Origin of the sequence: Teichococcus wenyumeiae (assembly GCF_003696345.1) — a bacterium.
Classification (GTDB): Bacteria; Pseudomonadota; Alphaproteobacteria; order Acetobacterales; family Acetobacteraceae; genus Pseudoroseomonas; species Pseudoroseomonas wenyumeiae.
In genome coordinates this window covers 65,576-82,936 of the sequence record NZ_RFLX01000005.1, presented here as the reverse complement: position 1 = coordinate 82,936, position 17,361 = coordinate 65,576, and the positions used below count along the sequence as shown (strand labels likewise).

The following is a 17,361-nucleotide window of genomic DNA, read 5'->3' as shown; positions in this document are numbered from 1 at the left end:
AAGAATTCCCCCAAGCCCCCATCTTTTTTCTTCCAGTCCTGGAGCCGCATGTTTCGTCTGGTGAACTCGAAGACAAAAGAAGGGGTCCAGGGGAATTCATTCCCCTGGCCTTACCCGCCACCCAGCACGCGCACCGCCAGCGCGGCGGCGGAGGCCCTGTTCTCCACGCCGAGTTTCGCGAAGATGCCTTCCAGGTGCTTGTTCACCGTGCGCGGGCTCATGGTCAGGATCTCGGCGATGTCGCGGTTGCTCTTGCCGCGGCCGAGCCAGAGCAGCACTTCGGCCTCCCGCGCCGTCAGGCCCAGGCGGTCGCGCAGCACGGCTTCCTCCCGCTTCGGGTCGGTGGCGGTGACGCGCAGCAGCAGTTCCTCGGGCTCGATCTGGCCGACATGGTGGAACTCCAGCCGGCGGCCATCGGGCAGCGGCACGGGTGGCAGGCGGGGCACCTGGGCATCGGCCAGGGGCTGCCAGCCGGGCAGGCTGGCATCGGCCGGGTTGGCCAGGCGCAGCAGGCTGGCGGCCTGCGGCGTGGCCCAGAGCACGGTGCCGTCGCGGTCCACCGCCAGCAGGAAGCGGCCGGCGACATCCAGCGCGGCATGGGCGCTGCGGGTCAGGCGCGCATTGGCCAGATGGGCGCTGATGCGGGCCAGGACCTCATCGGGCGCCACGGGCTTGATGACGTAATCGACGCCGCCGGCATCGAAGCCGCGCACCACATCCTCGCTTTCCGTCAGGCCCGTCATGAAGATGACGGGGACCGAGATCAGCGATGCGTTGCGCTTCATGCGGCGGCAGGCCTCGAAACCGTCCATGCCGGGCATGACGGCATCCATCAGCACGATATCGGGGGTGATGCGCTCGATCACGGTCATGGCGGCGGCGGCGGATTGCGCCACCAGCACCATGTAGCCGGCGGATTCCAGCGTGTCGTTCAGCAGGCCCAGGGTGCCCGGGGCATCATCCACCACCAGCACGATGTCGCGGCGTTCCATCAGGCATCTTCCTTCGGCAGCGCGGCCATGAAGGCATCGAGCCGGTAGTCGGAGATATAGCCGCGCAGGGCGGCAATGGCGGGGGCGGCCTCCGGTGCCTCGGCTTCCAGCGCGTCCAGCCGTTCGCGGATGCCGCCGACATAGCCGATGGCGGCGAGCTGGCGCAGATTGGCGGCCTGGGCCGGCGTCAGCCGCGCGGCGGGGGCGGCAGTGGGCGGCGGGTCGGCGAAGGTCCAGGAAATGCCGAGCAACTGGCCGATCTTCTCCAGCAGGGCGGTGACGGAGATGGGCTTGGTCAGCACGTCGTTGTGGTGCTGGCCCTCCCCGGGCGGGCCCAGTTCCAGCGCATTGGCGGAGACCATGACGATGGGCGCGGTCTGCCCCGCCTCCCGCAGCCGCCGGGCCAGCTCCCAGCCGGTCATGCCGGGCATGGCGATGTCGAGCAGGAAGAGATCCGGCGCTTCCGCCGCCGCCAGCGCCAGGCAGGTGGCGCCGTCGCTGGCGAGGCGGGTGGCGAAGCCCAGCGGCTCCAGCAGGTCGGCCACCAGGGCGCGGTGGGCGGGGTCGTCATCGGCCACCAGCACGCGCAGCGGCTGGCTGGCGCCGGCGCGGCCGGAGATGCGGTGTTCCACCACCGCTGGCGCATGTCCCTTGCCCGAGAGCAGCAGCCGGACGCGGAAGCGGCTGCCTTCGCCCAGCCTGCTGGTGACGGAGATCTCGCCGCCCATCACCTCCGTCAGCGTCCTGGTGATGGTGAGGCCGAGGCCGACGCCGGGGGTGGAGGGCGCATGGACATTGGCGCCGCGCTGGAAGGGCTCGAAGACGCGGGCGAGGTCTTCCTCGGCGATGCCGATGCCGGTGTCGATGACCTCGAATTCCGCGACCTCGGAGCGGAAGCGCAGGCCCAGGGTGACGCTGCCCGCGCGGGTGAATTTGATGGCATTGGAGAGCAGGTTGATCAGGATCTGCCGCAGCCGCCGCTCGTCGGTATGCACGATCTCCGGCAGGCGGGGCGGCGCGTCGAAGGAGAAGGCGATGCCCTTCGCCTCCGCCTGCAGCCGCAGCATCTGCACGATCTGGTCCAGGAAGTCCGGAAAGCGGATCTCGTCGCGGTAGAGTTCGATGCGCCCGGCCTCGATCTTGGAGATATCCAGCAGGCCCTCGATCAGCGCCGCCAGATGCTCGCCGGAGCGGCGGATGGTGCGCAGGCCGTCGCGGCGGCGTTCGGGGATGGCGGGGTCGCGTTCCAGCAGTTGCGCATAGCCGAGGATGGCGTTGAGCGGCGAGCGCAGCTCATGCGACATGCCGATCACGTAGCGGCTCTTGGCCATGTTGGCGGCCTCGGCGTTCTCCTTGGCCTTTTGCAGCGCGGCGTCGGTGCGCTTGTGGGCGCGGATCTCGCTCATCAGCAGGCTGGTCTGGCGGCGGGTTTCCTCCTGCGCCACGGCGCGGCTGTTATGCGCCAGCACCAGCGTCCAGGCGGTGATGCCGCCGATGACCATCAGCACGAAGAAAGCCTTCCAGAAGGCGGCGTCGAGATCGGCGCTGGCTGGCGCCTGGGCGCGGATGCCAAGGAAGACGATGCTGATGGTGGCAGCGAAAAGCAGGAAGACCACCGTGAAGGAGCCGACCGGCGTGGACAGCGCGCGCAGCAGCGGCGCCGGCAGGGCGGCGCGCAGCGGCGTCATGACCTGGGCGGAGAGGCGCGCATGCGGCTTGCAGCCATCGCCGCAGCGCGCATCCAGCGAACAGCAGAGCGAGCAGATGGGGCCGGTATAGACGGGGCAATAGGCCATGTCGCGCGGCTCGAAGTCATGCTCGCAGATGACGCAGGAGAGGGCGGGATTCCGCGCCCAGGCGGCGCGCGGCTTGCGCGCCAGATAGAAGCGCCCGCCGGTGGCCCAGGCCAGCACCGGCGCGGCGGCGAAGGCGGTGCCGAAGGCGATGAAGGTGGACATGGCCTGCGCCAGCGGGCCGAGAAAGCCGTAATAGGCCAGGAAGGAGACCAGCACCGAAAGCAGCATGCTGCCGACGCCCACCGGGTTCACGTCGTAGAGATGCGCGCGCTTGAACTCGATGCCTGGCGGGCTGAGGCCGAGCGGCTTGTTCACTGCAAGGTCTGCCACCAGCGCGCCCATCCAGGCCGCCGCGACATTGGAGTAGATGAACAGCACCTGCTCGATGGTGTTGTAGACGCCAAGCTCCATCAGCAGCAGCGCCACGGCGATGTTGAAGACCAGCCAGACCACGCGGCCCGGATGGCTATGCGTCAGCCGCGAGAAGAAGTTGGACCAGGCCAGCGAGCCCGCATAGGCATTGGTGACGTTGATTTTTATCTGTGACAGCGCGACGAAAACGGATGTCGCGACCAGCACCAGCACGGGCGAGCCGATCAGTGCCCCGAAGGCGAGGCGGTACATCTCCGCCGGCTGCACCGCCTGCGCCACGGAGAGCCCGGCTTGCAGCCCGGCATAGGCGAGGAAAGAGCCCGCGAGCAGCTTGAGCACATCGAAGACGATCCAGCCCGGCCCGCCCGCCAGCAGCGCGCCCCACCAGACCCAGGGCTTCTGCGTTCTGCGCGGCGGCAGGAAGCGGATGTAATCCACCTGTTCCGCAGTCTGGGTGATCAGCGCGAAGAGCACGGAGGCGGCGGCGCCGAAGGCCAGGAGGTTAAAGCCGCCCGTGCCATGCTCGCCGCCGTAAGCGGTCCAGCCTTCGATCCATTCGGGGTGCGCCACCAGCAGCGCCACCAGGGGCAGCACGTTCAGCACCAGCCAGAGCGGCTGCGTCCAGGTCTGCACGCGGCTGATGAAGGTGATGCCATGCGTGACCAGCGGCACCACCACCACGGCGCAAAGAATGTAGCCGAGCCAGAGCGGGACATTGAAGAAACTGTCCAGCATGGCGGCGAGGATGACGGCCTCGATGCCGAAAAAGATGAAGGTGAAGCTGGCATAGATCAGCGAGGTGATGGTGGAGCCGATATAGCCGAAGCCGGCGCCACGGCTGAGCAGGTCGATATCCACGCCCGCCCGCGCCGCGTTCAGGCAGATGGGCCATGACGCCACGAAGATCAGCGCGGACACGAACAGGATCGCGGCGATGCTGTTGGTGAAGCCATGCGCCACGGTCAGGGCGCCGCCGATCGCTTCCAGCGCCAGGAAGGAAATGGAGCCCAGCGCGGTATTGGCCACCCGGAAGGCGGACCATTTCCGCGCGCTTTCCGCCGTGAAGCGGAGGGCATAGTCCTCCATCGTTTCGTCGGCCACCCAGCGGTTGTAGTCGCGCCGGATGCGCATGATGCGCTGGCGTGTCGCCATGCGATGTCCCTGGGGGTGCTCTGGCGGGAAGAGTGGGGCAGGGCCGGCCGCAGGGTCAAGCAGGCCCCGCCTACGTCATTTGACGTATAACGCCCCCGGAAGGATTGCCGCGAGACTGGGCGCATCCATTGCAAGGCGGCCCCCGCCATTGCCCCAGGAGAGCGATCCATGACCGTCCGGACCCCCTTCTCCCGCCGCGCCTTGCTGGCTGGCGCCGCCGGCGCCCTGGCGCTGCCGGCCATCCGTCCCGCCTTCGCCCAGGGCACCGGCCCCATCAAGGTGGGCGTGCTGCATTCGCTGTCCGGCACCATGGCGATCAGCGAGACGGCGCTGCGCGACACCGTGCTGATGATGGTCGAGGACCAGAACAAGAAGGGCGGCATCCTGGGCCGCAAGCTGGAAGCCGTGGTGGTGGACCCCGCCTCCAACTGGCCGCTGTTTGCCGAGAAGGCGCGCGAGCTGCTGCAGGTGCATAAGGTGGATGTCACCTTCGGCTGCTGGACCTCGGTGTCCCGCAAATCCGTCCTGCCGGTCTTCGAGGAACTGAACGGCCTGCTGTTCTATCCCGTGCAGTATGAGGGCGAGGAGCAGTCCAAGAACGTGTTCTATACCGGCGCCGCGCCGAACCAGCAGGCCATCCCGGCGGTGGAATACCTGATGGGCGAGGATGGCGGCGGCGCCAAGCGCATCGTGCTGCTGGGCACCGACTATGTTTATCCCCGCACCACCAACCGCATCCTGCGCGCCTTCCTGAACAAGAAGGGCATCGCGGATGCCGACATCATGGAAGAATACACGCCCTTCGGCCATTCCGACTGGCAGGGCATCGTCTCCCGCGTCAAGCAGTTCGCCGGCCAGGGCAAGAAGACAGCCATCGTCTCCACCATCAACGGCGATGCCAACGTGCCCTTCTACCGTGAGCTGGGCAACCAGGGCATCAAGGCCGAGGACATCCCCTGCGTTGCCTTCAGCGTGGGCGAGGAGGAGCTGGCCGGCATCGACACCAAGCCGCTGGTCGGCCACCTGGCCGCCTGGAACTACTTCATGAGCGTCGAGAGCCCGGTGAACACCGAGTTCAAGAAGATGTGGGGCAGCTACATCAAGAACGACAAGCGCGTCACCAACGACCCGATGGAGGCCACCTATACCGGCTTCAGGATGTGGGCGCAGGCGGTGGCCCAGGCCAAGAGCACGGCGGTGGATGCGGTGCGCACGGCGATGTATGGCCAGAAGGTCGATGCGCCCTCCGGCTACACGGAGCAGATGTGGGAGAACCACCATCTCTCCAAGCCGGTGATGATCGGCGAGATCCAGGCGGATGGGCAGTTCAGCATCGTCTACAAGACGCCGCAGGCCATCAAGGCCGAGAACTGGTCGCCCTACATCCCGGAGAACGCCAGCCGCGCCAAGGCCGGCTGATGTCGCGCCTCCTGTGCCTCGTGGCGGCGTTCCTGCTGCTGGCAGCGCCGCTGCGGGCGCAGGACGGCGTCCAGACTGCCGCCGCCGGCCTGGCCGGCGGCTTCGCGGCCCAGGCTGAGGCGGTGGACCGCCTCGGCGCCCTGGGGGACCCGCGTGCCTTGCCGATCCTGCGCGCGCTCTCCGAAGGCCGTCTGCAAAAGACGCCGGAGGGGGTGCTGGTGATCGGTGGGCGGGAGGCGCTGACCGGCGCGCCCGCCCCCACGGCCCCGCTGGAGGCGGTGCGCATCAATAACCGCGTGCGCGGTGCCCTGCGCGGCGCCTTCGGCCGGCTGGAACTGGCGGCGCCCGAGCCCGCCGCGCGCATCGCCGCCGCGCAGGGCCTGTTCCGCGCCCGCAGCACCGACAACATCGCCCTGCTGGAAGACGCATTGGGGCGCGAGGGCGATGCCGCCGTGCGCCCGGCGATGGAGCAGGCGCTGGCGGCCTCCCGCCTCGCGGCGCCGGATGTCGCGGCGAGGCGCCAGGGCATCCTGCTGCTGGGCGGCACCGGCTCGCCGGAAGCGCGCTCCCTGCTGCTGGAAGCGCGCGCCGCCAACCCGGACCTCGCGCCCGAGATCGATGGCGCCATCGCCGCCATCGACAAGCGCCTGCAACTGCGCCGCGCGGCGGAAACCGCCTTCCAGGGCCTCTCGCTGGGTTCCGTGCTGCTGCTGGCGGCGCTGGGCCTGGCCGTCACCTTCGGGGTGATGGGCATCATCAACATGGCGCATGGCGAGATGGTGATGCTGGGCGCCTATACCACCGTGGTGGTGCAGGGCCTGCTGCGCGCGACGCCGCTGGCGCCCTGGTCGCTGCCGCTTTCCGTGCCCGCCGCCTTTCTGGTGGCTGCCGCCGTGGGCGTGGCGCTGGAGCGCATGCTGATCCGCCATCTCTACGGCCGCCCGCTGGAGACTTTGCTGATGACCTTCGGCGTCGGCATGATTTTGCAGCAGGCGGTGCGGCTGATCTTCGGTGCGCAGAACCAGGAGGTCACCAGCCCGGCCTGGATGCAGGGCATCGTCACCCTGCCCGGCGGGGTGGAGGTGACGCAGAACCGGCTCTGGATCATTCTCTTCGCGCTGCTGGTGCTGGCTGTCACCATCGCCGCCATCCGCTTCACCCGCTTCGGGCTGGAGATGCGGGCGGTGGTGCAGAACCGGCGCATCGCCAGCACCATGGGCATCCGCACCGGGCGGGTGGATGCCATGACTTTCGCCTTCGGCTCGGGCATCGCCGGCATGGCGGGGGTGGCGCTGAGCCAGATCGACAATGTCTCCCCCAACCTCGGCACCGGCTACATCATCGACAGCTTCATGGTGGTGGTCTTCGGCGGTGTCGGCAGCCTTGCCGGCACCATGATCGGCGCCTTCACCCTGGGCCTCGTCAACAAGATGCTGGAGCCCTGGGCCGGGGCGGTGCTGGCGAAGATCGCCGTGCTGGTGGGCATCATGCTGTTCATCCAGCGGCGGCCGAAGGGCCTCTTCGCCCTCAAGGGAAGGGCTGCGGAACAATGAGCGCGACAACCACCCTGGCCCCGCCGCCGCGCCTGCATGGCGCGCTGGTCCTGCGCGGGCTGCTGCTGGCGGGCCTCGCCATCCTGGCGCTGCTGCCGCTGCTGAACCGCCTGCCGGTGGATTCGGCGCTGCATGTCTCGGACTTCGTTGTCGCCGTCACGGGAAAATGGATCTGCTACGGCGTGCTGGCGCTGGCGATCGACCTCGCCTGGGGCTATGCCGGCATCCTCAGCCTCGGCCATGGCGCCTTCTTCGCCCTCGGCGGCTATGCCATGGGCATGCACCTGATGCGGCTGATCGGGCCGCGCGGCGTCTATGGCAACCCGGTGCTGCCGGATTTCATGGTCTTCCTGGGCTATACGGAACTGCCCTGGACCTGGTGGGGCTTTTCCAGTTTTCCCTTCGCGCTGCTGATGGCTTTGCTGGTGCCGGGGCTGCTGGCGGGGGTGGTGGGTTACCTCGCCTTCCGGTCCCGCATCACCGGCGTTTATCTCTCCATCATCACGCAGGCCATGACCTATGCGCTGATGCTGGCCTTCTTCCGCAATGACATGGGCTTCGGTGGCAACAACGGCTTCACCGATTTCAAGGAACTGCTGGGCATGCCGCTGAATTCCGGCGGCACGCGCGCCATGCTCTTCTACGCGGCGCTGGCGGTGCTGGGGCTGTCGCTGCTGCTCTGCCGCCATATCACGCAGTCCAAGCTCGGCCGCGTGCTGGTGGCGGTGCGTGATGCCGAAAGCCGCGTCCGCTTCCTGGGCTACAACACCACGCATGTGAAGCTCTCGGTCTTCGTGCTTTCCGCCATGCTGGCGGGGCTGGCGGGGGCGCTCTACGTGCCGCTGGTCGGCATCATCAATCCCGGCGAGTTCAGCCCGGGCAACTCCATCGAGGCCGTGATCTGGGTGGCGGTCGGCGGGCGCGGCACGCTGGTGGGGGCGTTGCTCGGCGCCTTCTCGGTCAATGCGCTGAAGACCTGGCTGACCTCCTTCGCGCCCGATCTCTGGCTTTTCGTGCTGGGCGGGCTGTTTGTGGCCGTCACGCTCTTCCTGCCGCGCGGGCTGGCGGGGCTGATGAGCAAGGGGCCAGGGCAATGATCGGTGGCATGAGCGGTTCCTCCCTCTACCTCGATGGCGTCTCCGTGGTCTTCGATGGCTTCCGGGCGCTGAACAACCTCTCCCTGATCATCGAGCCGGGGGAGCTGCGCGCCATCATCGGCCCCAATGGCGCCGGCAAGACCACGATGATGGATATCGTCACCGGCAAGACCCGCCCCACCACCGGCGTGGTGCGCTTCGGCGAGCATGACCTGACGCGGCTGGACGAGCCCGCCATCGCCAATCTCGGCATCGGCCGCAAGTTCCAGAAGCCCACGGTCTTCGATGCGCTGACGGTTTTCGAGAACCTCGAGCTGGCGCTGAAGGCGCCGCGCGACCCCTGGTCCTGCCTGCGCTGGGTGCTGGGCGCCCCGGCGCGCCGGCGCATCGAGGGTGTGATGGAGGAGATCGGGCTGGCGGAACGGGCGCGGGACCGCGCCGCCATCCTGTCCCACGGCCAGCGGCAATGGCTGGAGATCGGCATGCTGCTGATGCAGGAGCCGCAGCTGCTGCTGGTGGACGAGCCCGTGGCGGGCATGACGGACCAGGAGACGGAGCACACCGCCGCCCTGCTGCGCCGCATCGCCGGGCAGCGTTCGGTGGTGGTGGTGGAACACGACCTCGAATTCGTCCGCGCGCTGGGGGAGAAGGTGACGGTGCTCTGCGAGGGCACGGTGCTCTCCGAAGGCAGCATCGACCATGTGCAGAACGACCCACGGGTCATCGAAGTCTATCTGGGACGCTGAGCCATGCTGCGGGTGGAAGGCATCGACCTCTTCTATGGCGCCAGCCGGGCGCTGCGCGGCGTCTCCCTCGGCGCCGACCCGGGGCGGATCACCTGCGTGCTGGGGCGCAACGGGGTGGGCAAATCCTCGCTGATGCGGGCCATCGTGGGGCTGGAGCGCATCCGGGGCGGACGCATCGTCTGGGAGGGGCGGGATATCTCCGGCCTTGCCGCCGCCGACCGGGCGCGGGCGGGCATCGGCTATGTGCCGCAGGGGCGGGAGATCTTCCCCTTCCTGACCGTGAAGGAGAACCTGGAGACCGCCCTGGCCGCCGCGCCGCGCGGGTCGAAGCTCACCGACGATATCTTCGAGCTTTTCCCCATCCTGAAGCAGTTCCTGCGCCGGCGGGGCGGCGACCTTTCGGGTGGGCAGCAGCAGCAGCTGGCCATTGCCCGCGCCCTGACCGCGCGCCCGCGCCTGCTGATCCTGGATGAGCCCACCGAGGGCATCCAGCCCAATGTCATAAAAGACATCGCCCGCGTCATCGCCCTGCTGGCCCGGCAGCGGAACATGGCGGTGGTGCTGGTGGAGCAATATTACGAATTCGCCCGCGAGCTGGGTGATGAACTCGCCATCCTGGTGCGGGGAGAGGTGGCCCTGGCCGGCCAGTCGGGCACGCTGGACGAGGAGGCGGTGCGGCGGCTGCTGACGGTGTGACGCCGTTCCCGGCCGCCTCGTGGCCACTTGCCTGCTATTCATGTATGGTAGTATTCCTGCTGCATCCCCAGCGCGGGGGCAGAACAACATCGCGCAGAGGAACACGACCCACCGCCGCGCGGAGACTGCGCCCAGCTTTCCTTGCCGGCCCACGTCCTTCTTCTGCCGATGCCACAGGAGGATTGGATGTGAGCACGACCACCGTTCCGGCCGCGGCAGGCGCGCCAACGGAAGCTTCCCCCGCCATGCTGCGGAAGGTGGCGCTGGCTTCCTGCATCGGCAGCACCGTCGAATGGTATGACTTCTTCATCTATGCCACGGCCTCGGCCCTGGTCTTCAACAAGCTCTTCTTTCCGGAGCTGAGCCCCCTGGTGGGTTCGCTGGTGGCGCTCGGCACCTATGCCGCCGGCTTCCTGGCGCGGCCGATCGGCGGCCTGGTCTTCGGCATCATCGGCGACCGCAAGGGGCGCAAGTCGGCGCTGGTGACCACGCTGCTGATGGTGGGCATCGCCACCTTCGTCGTCGGCCTGCTGCCGACCTATGAGACCATCGGTTCGGCCGGTGCCATCATCCTGGTGATCGTGCGGCTGATCCATGGCTTCGGCATCGGTGGCGAGCAGGGCAATGCCATCCTGATCACCTGCGAACATGCGCCCGCACGCTCACGCGGCTTCTATGGCGCGCTGGTGCAGCTGGGCGCGCCGGCCGGCTTCGTGCTGCCGCTGGGGCTTTTCGCGCTGCTGACCTCCACCCTGTCGGAAGAGGCCTTCCTCTCCTGGGGCTGGCGCATTCCCTTCCTGCTCAGCGCCGTGCTGGTGGGCATCGGCATGTATATCCGCCTGCATCTCTCGGAATCGCCGCTGTTCAAGCGCGAGGGCGCCCAGCGCGAGCCCAACCCGCTGTCCCGCATGCTGCGCGAATATCCGCGCCCGGTGATCCTGGGCATCGGCGCCAAGCTGCTGGAGGCGACGGTCTTCACCACCTATGCCGTCATCATCACCGCCTATGCGGTGTCCCGCGGCATCGACCGCAGCGTGATGACGGAAGCCACGCTGATCGCCATCCTGCTGGAACTGATCGCGCTGCCGCTGTTCGGCATGCTGTCCGACCGCATCGGGCGCAAGCCGGTCTACCTGCTGGGTGCGGCGGTCAACCTGGCGCTGGTCTATCCCACCTTCTGGGTGGTCTATGGCGACCACCAGCCGCTGATCTGGATCATGCTGGTCGGCACCCTGGCCATCGGCCATGCCGCCATGTACGCGCCCCAGGCCGCCTTCTTCGCGGAGCTGTTTCCCACCCGCATGCGCGCCAGCGGCATTTCCTTCGTGCAGCAGATCGGCGCGCTGATCGGCTCGGTGGGTACGCTGGGCGCTGGCTGGTTCCTGGCGCTGGCCAATGGCACGCCCTGGATCCTGGCCAGCTATATCGCGCTGATCGCCGTCATCACCCTGGTCTGCGTTGTCCGGCTGCCGGAGACGCGGGGCAAGATGATCGAGCAGGATTGAAAAAAGGCCGGGGGAAGGAATTCCCCCTGGCCTTCTCCTTCACATCGTTGCGCCAATCGGCCATGGCGCGAATTCTGCCGCGCCGAAGTCGTAGCTTTCGCTCTTGGTATGCTCGCCGGAAGCCACGCGCAGGATCAGCTCGAAGATCCGCTGGCCGCATTCCTCGACGCTCTCGCGGCCGGAAAGGATGGTGCCGCAGTTCACGTCCATGTCCTCCTCCATCCGCTCGTACATGGCGCTGTTGGTCGCCAGCTTGATGGAGGGCGCAGGCTTGCAGCCGAAGACGCTGCCGCGCCCGGTGGTGAAGCAGACCATGTTGGCGCCGCCCGCCACCTGCCCGGTGGCCGCCACCGGGTCGTAACCCGGCGTGTCCATGAAGACGAAGCCCTTCTCCGTCACCGGGGCCGCGTAGTCGTAGACGGCCGTCAGGTTGGTGGTGCCGGCCTTGGCCATGGCGCCCAGCGACTTCTCCAGGATGGTGGTCAGCCCGCCCGCCTTGTTGCCGGGGGAGGGGTTGCTGTTCAGCTCCGCCTGCCCGCGGGCGGCGTAGTCTTCCCACCAGGCCATCAGGTCCACCAGCTTCTGACCGACTTCACGTGAAACAGCGCGGCGGGTCAGCAGGTGCTCGGCGCCATAGGTTTCCGGCGTCTCGGAGAGGATGACGGTGCCGCCGTGCCGCACCAGCAGGTCGGAGGCATAGCCCAGCGCCGGGTTGGCGGTGATGCCGGAATAGCCGTCCGAGCCGCCGCATTGCAGCGCCACCGTCAGATGGCTGGCCGGCACAGGCTGGCGGTGGACCTTGTTGGATTCCTCCAGCACTTCCTTCACGAAGGCGATGCCGGCTTCCACCGTCTTGCGGGTGCCGCCCATGGTCTGGATGTCCATGTTGCGCAGGCGCCCGGCGAGGTTCTGTTCCTCCAGCAGGCCGGAGATCTGGTTGACCTCGCAGCCCAGGCCGATGGCGATGACATGGCTGAAGTTCACGTGCCGCGCGAAGCCCGCCAGCGTGCGGCGCAGGATGCGCAGCCCGTCATTGTCGCCCATGCCGCAGCCGGTCTTGTGGGTCAGCGCCACCACACCGTCCACGTTCGGGTATTCGGCCAGCGGGTCGTTGCCGACGAACGGGTTGCGCTTGAAGGCATCCGCGATCATCGAGGCCACATGGGCCGAGCAGTTCACGCTGGTGACGATGCCGATGTAGTTGCGCGTTGCCACCCGCCCGTCCGGCCGCACGATGCCCATGAAGGTTGCGGGCTCGGGCACGTAGAGCGTGGGCTTGGCATCCATGCCCCAGGCATAGTCCTTGGTGAATTCGCCCATGCCGCAATTCTGCACATGCACCCAGTCACCGGGCGCGATGGGCTGCGTGGCGAAGCCGATGATCTGGCCGTAGCGCTTGATCGGCTCGCCCACCTGATGCGCGCGGATCGCGACCTTGTGGCCGGGCGGAATGCGGGTCGCGGCCAGGATGCCGGGGGCTACCGGGCTGCCTTCAGGGGCCGCGCGCCGGGCGATCAGCACCGTATCCTCCGGGTGCAGGCGGATGAAGGGTGTGTCGACCGCGATATCCATCGTCTTTGTTTCCTCCAGGGGGCCTGCATCGTGGCACGGGGGCGGGCGAGAAAAAACTCCCGGCGTCAGGCGTGGCCGGCATCGGCCGAAAGCAGCAGCGGATCGATCCGCAGCTTGGCCAGGGCCTGCCGCCACTGGGTATCCGGCTGGCTGTCGAAGAGCAGCGCCTCGTCCGGCGTGACATTCAGCCAAGCATTGCGCTGGATCTCGATCTCCAGTTGTCCGGGGCCCCAGCCGGCATAGCCCAGTGCCAGCAACCCCTGGCGCGGCCCGCCCCCGCCGGCGATGGCCTTCAGGATATCGACGCTGGCGGTCAGCGCGAGGTCGCCGGAGACCTTCAGGCTGGCATCGCTTTCCCAGTCGGCGGTGTGCAGCACGAAGCCGCGCCCGCCCTCCACCGGCCCACCCGCCAGCAGGCGGATCTGGCGCTGCGGCGGCAGGGGCTCAACCTCCAGCTGCTTCAGCAGGTCCTCGAAGCTCAGCGTTTCCAGCGGCTTGTTCAGCACGATGCCCATGGCACCATCCGCCGAATGCGCGCAGATGCAGATGACGGCGCGGGCGAAACGGGGGTCCATCAGGCTCGGCATCGCCACCAGAAGCTGGCCGCCCAGATAGCCTTCCGCCATGCCCGCCGGGGAACGGGGCAGCCTCGCCTCGGGAAATTCGTGCTCGCTCGCGCGTCTCGCCATGGTGGTTTGAAGATGGCGGGGCGAGGGGCGGCGTGCAAGCACCCCGGTTGACAGGAAAGCCGATGGCGTAAAAGTCACCGCCGACCATATCGGCAGGAAAGCGTGACCATGACCATCAAGATCGGCGACACCATCCCCGCGGCCAAGCTGACCCAGGCCAGCGCCGAAGGCCCGCGCGAACTCTCCACGCAGGATCTCTTTTCCGGCAAGACCGTGGTGCTGTTTGGCGTGCCCGGCGCCTTCACGCCGACCTGCTCGGCCAAGCACCTGCCGGGCTTCGTGCAGCAGGCGGCGGTGCTGAAGGGCAAGGGCGTCGACACCATCGCCTGCATGGCGGTGAACGACCCCTTCGTGATGAAGGCCTGGGGCGAGAGCCAGGGCATCCAGGACGAGGTGCTGCTGCTGGCCGATGGCTCGGCCGCCTTCACCAAGGCCCTGGGGCTGGAACTGGACCTGACGGCGCGCGGCATGGGCATCCGCTGCCAGCGCTTCGCCCTCGTCGCCAAGGATGGGGTGGTGAGCTACCTGGGCATCGAAGAGCCCGGCGCCTTCGAGGTCTCCAAGGCGGAGACGGTGCTCGCGGCACTCTGAGGACAGGCCAGGGGCGCCGCCCCTGGACCCTGCCGGGGTGGAAAGTCCACCCCGGACCCCGCTTCGGGTTTCGAATCGGGGCTGAAGGACGCGCGGCGGCGCCAGGCCGCCGCGTGTGGATCTGAAAGCCGCAGCCGAGAGGTCATGGGCCTCCGGCGGAACCGCCGTGCTACCAGTGCCAAAACTGATGGCGGGGCCTGGGGTGACACTGTCACCCCAGCGGGTGGCCTGGAGGGGCAGAGCCCCTCCAGCCTTTCAGAAGAAGGCGTTCAGGCCCGTCTGCGCCCGGCCCAGGATCAGGGCATGGACGTCGTGGGTGCCTTCGTAGGTGTTCACGGCTTCCAGGTTCATCACGTGGCGGATGACATGGTATTCGTCCGCGATGCCGTTGCCGCCGTGCATGTCACGCGCCACGCGGGCGATATCCAGCGCCTTGCCGCAGTTGTTGCGCTTCAGCAGGGAGATCATCTCCGGCGCCACGCGGTGCTCGTCGAACAGCCGGCCCAGGCGCAGCACGCCGTGCAGGCCGAGCGTGATCTCGGTCTGCATGTCGGCCAGCTTCTTCTGGATCAGCTGCGTCTGCGCCAGCGGGCGGCCGAACATCTGGCGGCCCATGGTGTAGTCGCGCGCGGCGTGCCAGCAGAACTCGGCGGCGCCCAGCGAGCCCCAGGCGATGCCGTAGCGGGCGCGGTTGAGGCAGGAGAAGGGACCCTTCAGGCCCTTCACGTCCAGCTTGTTCTCTTCCGGGCAGAAGACCTCGTCCATCATGATCATGCCGGTGGTCGAGGCGCGCAGGCTGAACTTGCCCTCGATCTTCGGCGCGGTCAGGCCCTTCATGCCCTTCTCGAGCACGAAGCCGCGCACGTCGCCGGCATCGTCCTTGGCCCAGACCACGAAGACATCAGCGATCGGGGAATTGGTGATCCAGGTCTTGGAGCCGGAGAGCAGGTAGCCGCCATCAACGGCCTTGGCGCGGGTGCGCATGGAGGCGGGGTCGGAGCCGGCATCGGGCTCGGTCAGGCCGAAGCAGCCGACCAGCTTGCCCTGCTGCATGCCGGGCAGCACGCGGTCCTTCAGGGCGTCGGTGCCATAGGCCCAGATGGGGAACATGGCGAGGGAGGACTGCACGGAGAAGGCGGAGCGGTAACCGCTGTCCACCCGCTCCACCTCACGCGCGATCAGGCCGTAGGAGACATAGTTGACGCCGGCGCAGCCGTGGCTGTCGAGCGTCGCGCCCAGAAAGCCCATCTCGCCGAATTCGTTCATGATCTCCCGGTGGAAGACCTCGTGCCGGTTGGCCTCCAGCACGCGCGGGAAGAGCTTCTCCTGGCAATAAGCGCGGGCGGCGTCGCGGATCATCCGCTCGTCCTCGCTGAGCAGGTCTTCCAGCAGCAGCGGGTCTTCCCAGTTGAAGGCGGGGCGGGTCTGCGATGTGACGACGTTCATGGGCGTTTCCTCCTCGGCCGGGCCGGCGGCCCGGAAGGCGGGCAGCCGGTGGCGCGATCTCAGCGTGAGGGAGAGTGACGCCCCAGACCCGCCCCGGCAACCCGGCCCGGCCTGGAAGGCGCCGGGATCGTCTCAGGCGGCGTCGTTTTCCGACGCACGATGGTCGCGCTTGGTGCGCGGTATCGGGATCAGCATGAAAGCCGGCACCGCATCGCCGAAGCCCACCACCGGCGGGCCCAGGTCGTCGCGGTCGCGCCGGTCACGCCGGTTCTCGTCACGGTCGCGGCCACGGCGCTCGTCGCGGCCGCGCGGCTCGCGCGCATGCTCCTCGCGCGGGGCGCGGGGGCGCTCCTCCTCCCGGTGGCGGCGGTGCTCCTCGCGCGGGCGGCGGTTTTCCTCGGGCAGGGGGGCGATGGCGGCAGGGGCCTCCACCACGTCCTCTTCCCGCGGGCGGGGCTGCTCCTCGTCGCGGCGGCGGCCACGGCGGGGCGCCTCCTCGCGGCGGCCACCGCTGCGGGCGTCCTTCTCGGGCCGGCGGCCACCACGCTCCTCGCGGCCAGCCGGGCGTGCGCCGCCACGGCCGCGTCCACGGCCCTTGGATTCCAGCGCCTCGGTCATCTCCTCCTCGCTCACCGGCTCGATACCCTCAATGGTGATGCGCGGGATCACATGGCCGGTCAGGGATTCGATGGCCGCCAGCAGCTTGGCGTCGTCGGCCGTCGCGATGGAATAGGCATGGCCTTCCCGCCCGGCGCGGCCGGTGCGGCCGATGCGGTGGACGTAGTCCTCCGCATGGAAGGGCAGGTCGAAGTTGAAGACGTGGCTGAGGCCGCCGATGTCGATGCCGCGCGCGGCGACATCGGAGCAGACCAGCAACTGCAGCTCGTTGTTCTTGAACTTCTCCAGCGTGGCGAAGCGCACGGACTGCGCCAGGTCGCCATGCAGGGCGCCGACCGAGAAGCCGTGCTTGGTCAGGCTCTTGAAGAGCACATCCACGTCACGCTTACGGTTGCAGAAGATCAGCGCGTTCTGCACCGGCTCGCGCTTCAGCAGCTTGCGCAGCGCGCGGCGCTTCTCGCCTTCCGGCACGATCGCCAGCCCGGCCGTGATGGTGGTGGCCACCGAGGCGGGGGCGGAGACCGTGATCTCCTTCGGGTTCTGCAGGAAGGCGTCGGCCAGCTTGCGGATCTCGGGCGCCATGGTGGCGGAGAAGAACAGCGTCTGGCGCAGCGGCGGCAGCATGGAGACGATGCGCTCGACATCGGGGATGAACCCCATGTCCAGCATGCGGTCGGCCTCGTCGATCACCAGCACCTTGCAATCGGCCAGCATGACGCGGCCGCGGTCGAACAGGTCCAGCAGCCGGCCCGGGGTCGCGATCAGCACGTCCACGCCCTGGTTCAGCGCATCCGTCTGCTCGGCCATGCTCTCGCCGCCGATCAGCAGCGCATGGGTCAGCTTCATGTGCTGGCCGTACTTGACGAAGTTCTCGGCCACCTGAAGGGCGAGTTCGCGCGTCGGCTCCAGGATCAGGCTGCGCGGCATGCGGGCCTTGGCGCGGGAGCCGGCCAGGATGTCCATCATGGGCAGCACGAAGGAGGCGGTCTTGCCGGTGCCGGTCTGGGCGCAGCCCAGCACGTCGCGGCCCATCAGCACGATGGGGATCGCCTGTTCCTGGATCGGCGTCGGGTGCAGGTAGCCGACGTCTTCGACACCCTTCAGCAGCAGCTCGGAC

Annotated in this window: 13 protein-coding genes; 7 read left to right on the top strand and 6 right to left on the bottom strand. The window is 68.3% G+C overall.

Translation table 11 applies throughout. From position 1 onward, the window contains the following. Positions 1-110 precede the first annotated feature (110 nt). A complete protein-coding gene (locus EBE87_RS09035; protein ID WP_120640761.1) occupies positions 111-992 on the bottom strand; it encodes a response regulator transcription factor in 882 nt (293 codons plus the stop codon). Next, the gene (locus EBE87_RS09030) at positions 992-4,312 is read right to left on the bottom strand and encodes a hybrid sensor histidine kinase/response regulator (protein WP_120640762.1); all 3,321 of its coding nucleotides are present in this window, start codon (positions 4,310-4,312) and stop codon (positions 992-994) included. Before EBE87_RS09030 ends, EBE87_RS09035 begins: the two co-directional genes overlap by 1 nt. A 168-nt stretch (positions 4,313-4,480) precedes the next feature. On the opposite strand from EBE87_RS09030, the gene urtA reads away from it, so the two are divergent. The 6 genes from urtA (at position 4,481) to EBE87_RS09000 (ending at position 11,328) form a co-directional block, all read left to right on the top strand. After that, the gene (gene urtA, locus EBE87_RS09025; protein WP_120640763.1) at positions 4,481-5,731 is read left to right on the top strand and encodes an urea ABC transporter substrate-binding protein; all 1,251 of its coding nucleotides are present in this window, start codon (positions 4,481-4,483) and stop codon (positions 5,729-5,731) included. Beyond that, a complete protein-coding gene (gene urtB, locus EBE87_RS09020) occupies positions 5,731-7,284 on the top strand; it encodes an urea ABC transporter permease subunit UrtB (RefSeq protein ID WP_122139959.1) in 1,554 nt (517 codons plus the stop codon). Before urtA ends, urtB begins: the two co-directional genes overlap by 1 nt. Beyond that, positions 7,281-8,381: an urea ABC transporter permease subunit UrtC gene (urtC, locus tag EBE87_RS09015; RefSeq protein WP_120640305.1), complete on the top strand. Its 1,101-nt coding sequence runs from the start codon at positions 7,281-7,283 to the stop codon at positions 8,379-8,381. The genes urtB and urtC overlap by 4 nt, the downstream gene beginning before the upstream one ends. A gap of 8 nt (positions 8,382-8,389) precedes the next feature. After that, positions 8,390-9,127, top strand: a complete 738-nt coding sequence (urtD, locus tag EBE87_RS09010; RefSeq protein WP_120640312.1) for an urea ABC transporter ATP-binding protein UrtD — start codon at positions 8,390-8,392, stop codon at positions 9,125-9,127. Between the two features lie 3 nt (positions 9,128-9,130). Beyond that, positions 9,131-9,823 carry an urea ABC transporter ATP-binding subunit UrtE gene (urtE, locus tag EBE87_RS09005; protein WP_120640306.1) on the top strand — a complete coding sequence of 231 codons (693 nt, stop codon included), beginning with the start codon at positions 9,131-9,133 and terminating at the stop codon, positions 9,821-9,823. Positions 9,824-10,011: 188 nt separating this feature from the next. Then, complete coding sequence (locus EBE87_RS09000) at positions 10,012-11,328, top strand: MFS transporter (protein WP_233553392.1); 1,317 nt, start codon at positions 10,012-10,014, stop codon at positions 11,326-11,328. Between the two features lie 39 nt (positions 11,329-11,367). Here the strand turns inward: EBE87_RS09000 and EBE87_RS08995 are convergent, their stop codons facing one another. Next, positions 11,368-12,900: a UxaA family hydrolase gene (locus EBE87_RS08995; RefSeq protein ID WP_120640308.1), complete on the bottom strand. Its 1,533-nt coding sequence runs from the start codon at positions 12,898-12,900 to the stop codon at positions 11,368-11,370. Positions 12,901-12,965: 65 nt separating this feature from the next. Continuing rightward, on the bottom strand, positions 12,966-13,589 hold the full coding sequence (locus EBE87_RS08990) for a YqgE/AlgH family protein (RefSeq protein WP_120640309.1): 624 nt from the start codon (positions 13,587-13,589) through the stop codon (positions 12,966-12,968). Positions 13,590-13,697: 108 nt separating this feature from the next. Between EBE87_RS08990 and EBE87_RS08985 the strand changes: the two genes are divergently transcribed. Further along, entirely contained in the window at positions 13,698-14,180 is a 483-nt protein-coding gene (locus EBE87_RS08985; RefSeq protein ID WP_120640310.1) for a peroxiredoxin, read from the top strand. A 255-nt stretch (positions 14,181-14,435) separates the two neighbouring features. Here the strand turns inward: EBE87_RS08985 and EBE87_RS08980 are convergent, their stop codons facing one another. Together EBE87_RS08980 and EBE87_RS08975 are read right to left on the bottom strand one after the other, a co-directional pair. Beyond that, positions 14,436-15,626, bottom strand: a complete 1,191-nt coding sequence (locus tag EBE87_RS08980) for an acyl-CoA dehydrogenase (RefSeq protein WP_120640311.1) — start codon at positions 15,624-15,626, stop codon at positions 14,436-14,438. A gap of 132 nt (positions 15,627-15,758) precedes the next feature. Further along, the gene (locus tag EBE87_RS08975) at positions 15,759-17,276 is read right to left on the bottom strand and encodes a DEAD/DEAH box helicase (protein WP_233560072.1); all 1,518 of its coding nucleotides are present in this window, start codon (positions 17,274-17,276) and stop codon (positions 15,759-15,761) included. Positions 17,277-17,361: the final 85 nt, after the last annotated feature.